This window comes from Sulfurimonas sp., assembly GCF_023229105.1.
Taxonomy (GTDB): domain Bacteria; phylum Campylobacterota; class Campylobacteria; order Campylobacterales; family Sulfurimonadaceae; genus Sulfurimonas.
Map to the genome: position 1 here is coordinate 1 of NZ_JALNZY010000117.1, position 3,679 is coordinate 3,679.

Annotated in this window: 6 protein-coding genes; 1 reads left to right on the plus strand and 5 read right to left on the minus strand. The window is 36.4% G+C overall.

The annotated features are described in order from the left end of the window. The 5 genes from M0Q17_RS10855 to M0Q17_RS10875 all read right to left on the minus strand — a co-directional run. The coding region (locus tag M0Q17_RS10855) for a hypothetical protein (protein WP_295086746.1) at positions 1–185 on the minus strand (185 nt) is incomplete at its 3' end. Between the two features lies 1 nt (position 186). Next, positions 187–345, minus strand: a complete 159-nt coding sequence (locus M0Q17_RS10860; protein ID WP_295086747.1) for a hypothetical protein — start codon at positions 343–345, stop codon at positions 187–189. Next, on the minus strand, positions 342–929 hold the full coding sequence (locus M0Q17_RS10865) for a hypothetical protein (RefSeq protein ID WP_295086749.1): 588 nt from the start codon (positions 927–929) through the stop codon (positions 342–344). The genes M0Q17_RS10860 and M0Q17_RS10865 overlap by 4 nt, the downstream gene beginning before the upstream one ends. Positions 930–940: 11 nt before the next feature. Further along, positions 941–1,591, minus strand: a complete 651-nt coding sequence (locus M0Q17_RS10870; protein ID WP_295086751.1) for a peptidoglycan recognition family protein — start codon at positions 1,589–1,591, stop codon at positions 941–943. Between the two features lie 201 nt (positions 1,592–1,792). Continuing rightward, entirely contained in the window at positions 1,793–2,851 is a 1,059-nt protein-coding gene (locus M0Q17_RS10875) for a hypothetical protein (protein WP_295086753.1), read from the minus strand. Positions 2,852–3,433: 582 nt separating this feature from the next. Here M0Q17_RS10875 and M0Q17_RS10880 point away from each other — a divergent pair. Continuing rightward, on the plus strand, positions 3,434–3,679 hold a 246-nt coding region (locus M0Q17_RS10880; RefSeq protein WP_295086754.1), incomplete at its 3' end, for a hypothetical protein.

A 3,679-nucleotide genomic window follows, 5' to 3' on the forward strand; every position in this document is an offset into this window, starting at 1 on the left:
CCGATACCGTAAAAGATAGGCTTTGCACAATCTAAAACTAAAGATTTTATTTTTTCTCTGAAAGAAAACCACCTAATATTTTTTCCTTGCCAAGCCATGCCGGTATTATTTCTAAATAGGCGACCGCTTGGATTTTCTGCTTGCCATTTAGGGAGATAGGTTTTAGCAAGATTTGATTCTTTCATATCAATACCCGTCTAACTCTGCATCGATAGCATTATGAATTTCGGAAATTGGTTCAATGTATGAGCCGAGCAAATAATGACCGTTTGTTTTAAGTTCGGAATTATGATATTGCCTTGTCCTTTTCTCATATCTTGAAATTTCAATATACTTTCTTTTCATTTTTCTCTCCTTTCCTTGATTTTTTCATCAAGCCACGTTGGGAAATAATCTCCTTGCGATAGTAGTGGCCATAATTTCCATAACTCCTGCGCTTTCCGCATATCAGAGGCTGTAAAAGCTGCCAATGGATCAATGGATTGCTCCTTATCGCATGCGGATTCGCCTACAGGCTCGACATCGCGAAAATCAATGTACCAGCCTTTTCGTCCATTCAGCTTCTCTTTGGGATTTCCTTTTTTGTCTATCACAAAAAATCCTTTGCCATCAGAACATAACGCATCGATTTTAACAATTGCCTCAATAAGATGCCCCATTTCCATGTTTCTGTCCGTATAATCGAGATCATTCACGAATACCTTGTCTCCGACCTTGTATTCGTGCGATTTTTTTTCTACCGGCTGCTCTGGTTTCGGCTCCGGTTTCTCGCATTCTTGCTCCACCACCATTTCCGGGTCTTGCCAGACTTCCGGCGGGAGAAAATTCTCTCCGCCTTTGCAGTCATCAGGGATGTACCCCTGGTCAACGCGCATAACATATGTGCTACTATTGTCGTCGCCTTTTTGAAAATTAAATTCTTTTGTCATTGGTTTTCCTCCTATGATTCTTTTAATTTATCCCCTTGAAAAATCATTTCTCTTAAATCATCGATTTGATCAATAATTTTCCCGGGGCAAACAGTATATCCCAATGAAACATAGCGATGAGGAACCACATGATAGATTTTCCCCGCAGCACGTGTCTTAGTATATTCCGGTTTAAAATAATCAGCGATCAATTTTAGTGCACGTCCGTCCACTCTTATATCGCTATAATCACCACAAATTTCTATTCCAATCGATCGCGTATTAATTTCCCAATTCCCGGCATGCCAGGCAATACAACTATCCCAATCAGCCATAAGAGGAACTAACCGCCATCTATAAATATTATCATCTTTGTTATATTTATGGAGAGCGAAATGCGCCATTGCAAATGTTTCTTTATCCCTTAAAGGATGAAAGTGCCAAGAATGCTCTCTTTTTATTGGTGCATATCCTCGTGTATATCCGGCACGACTAAAAGCGTCAATTATATCAATTGCCGCTGCATTTATAAATTCATTCCCTGCGCTATGATGAACGACGAGATAGTCAATTACATCTGCGCGCTGTTTTTCTTTTGGTATCTTATCGCGTCGCTTTCCGTTTATGTTTAAAAACATTTTTTCATAATTTTCTCTTAGTATTTCCAAAGGAGTTTCGTTCACTATACTATCCTCCTACATTTACGACCGGCTGCTACGAGCCCATGAGCAACCGGCCTAATTCTCAATCTTGTCTTATCAATTTAAAAAATTGTTATTGCGCAACGCGCAATTTTTCTTTGCTTCCATACTGACCAGAAGATGAAGCAATAATCTTTCTGGATGCTTAATGAAAATTGGATTATCAAACATCTTACCTCCTATTCATAATACGTCATCGTCAGACTCTTCTTTTTTTTTTGAGTCTAACACATGATTTTTATTCCCTTCAACAATTCCATCAATGAACTGCTGTTTTATTATTCCCGAATTAAAATAACTTTGCGTATTTTTTTTGATAATGTACCCTAAATGTACGGCGATATTTGTTATTTTTTTATATATATTATCTGGTATTCCATCAACTTCCGCCTTACCCTTTAAAATATTTTTTGAATCTCCGCTTTTCCTTTTATCATAATACAATTCAACATAATCAGCAAAAGATAATTTTCTTTCTTCTTTTGCTTCTTGAATTTCAAGCTTATTTTTATTTATGACAATCTCTTTTTTTTCTTCGACTATTACTTTCTTCTCAAAAATCCAACTGCACATAATAACGATACAGCTACCGAGATCAACAATCAGCCCTAATGCTATAGCAATGCATATTTTCCAAAACCGTTGAATTTCGCCTTGCTCATCAACCATAATCTCCTTGTTTTTTGTTTCTGTTTTTTGCTTATCGATTAACTCCTGCCGCTGTTTGATCTTGATATCCTGCGCCAATTTTGCCGCTTCCAAAGCCGCCTCATATTTCGCCAATATCCACCACTCAGGTTTTTCTTTTTGTGCCTCTGTATCGTATGATAGCTGGTAACTGTCAATACTTTTTTGGGCAGTTTTGATTTGTTGGTCGAGAAGCAATATGCTATCATCGCTATTGATTGCAGTCACTGCGAATTGTAAGCGATTGTCTTTGGCAGTGTTCATCATTCGATCCATGCCAATAACCGTACCAAAAATATCGACAATAAGGAAAAATAACCAAGTCAGCAATATAACAACGAACCCTGCTATTTTCTTAGTTTTAAGCAGATACATGCCAAGCTGTGCGGCTGTTTCCATCAACAAAACCAGGATAGCCGATACCACAACCGAAAAAAATGGACTTATCCCTAACCAATAAAAAAACCCTATCCCAAAATACCAGGAGACGGAACCAATGGCGAGGCCGCCTATAGCTATCAATATTTTTAGTGCGTATGCAAAAAAGGATTTCATTTTTTTACCAGCCTTGTTATAAGTCCGTATGTAGCGTTATTGGCATTATTAATAATTTCCATCCCTCCCCTATAAACTCAACAACCTTACTTGAAGTTATCTACATCTCCAATTAAATCACGATAACGATCCATGTAAATTTCAGCATATTCGATCATTCTATTATAATGATCTACGGACTGATTTAGCAAAGTAAAATTATCTTCCAATCTCTCGCCTCCATCTCTTATTCTTGATTGATATATATTGCATTATGGAACTAATAACCTCTATTTTTATATATCCACTTTCTTTTAAATTTTTTAAATGATATGCAATATTTTGTCTTTTCGTGTCTAATTCATAAGCTACCCGGGATTGCCATATATCCCTACCTGTTTTTTTCTTGTATTCTTCTATTATAGTAAGTATTTTGACTTCTATTGGTTTAAGTTTTTTAATTTTTTCAGTCCCTTTGCTAATCATAAATCAAATAATAGCACATAAAAAATAATTTGTCAATAGGCAAAAAAATAATATTTTGCCTATTGACAAAAATATTTTATTGTGATATTATCTTAAATATGAAATATGGAGGTAAATATGACAAAAGAAGAGGCTAAGAAAAGGATTGAAGCCCTACGAAAGCAGGGTCGAACAGTTTTTGACCTGACATTTCAGGAGCAATGCGTTCCTTATGTCAAGGAAGAGGTGACAGAGTTATCGTTGTCTACTGACGATTTCCATTTTGATTGGAAAAAAGAAATTGTGGATTATAAAAAAGATTTTGTAATGGCTCTTTCCCTGGCAGCCGGGATTGAAGTAGTAGATCAGGCCGCTATCAAAGAA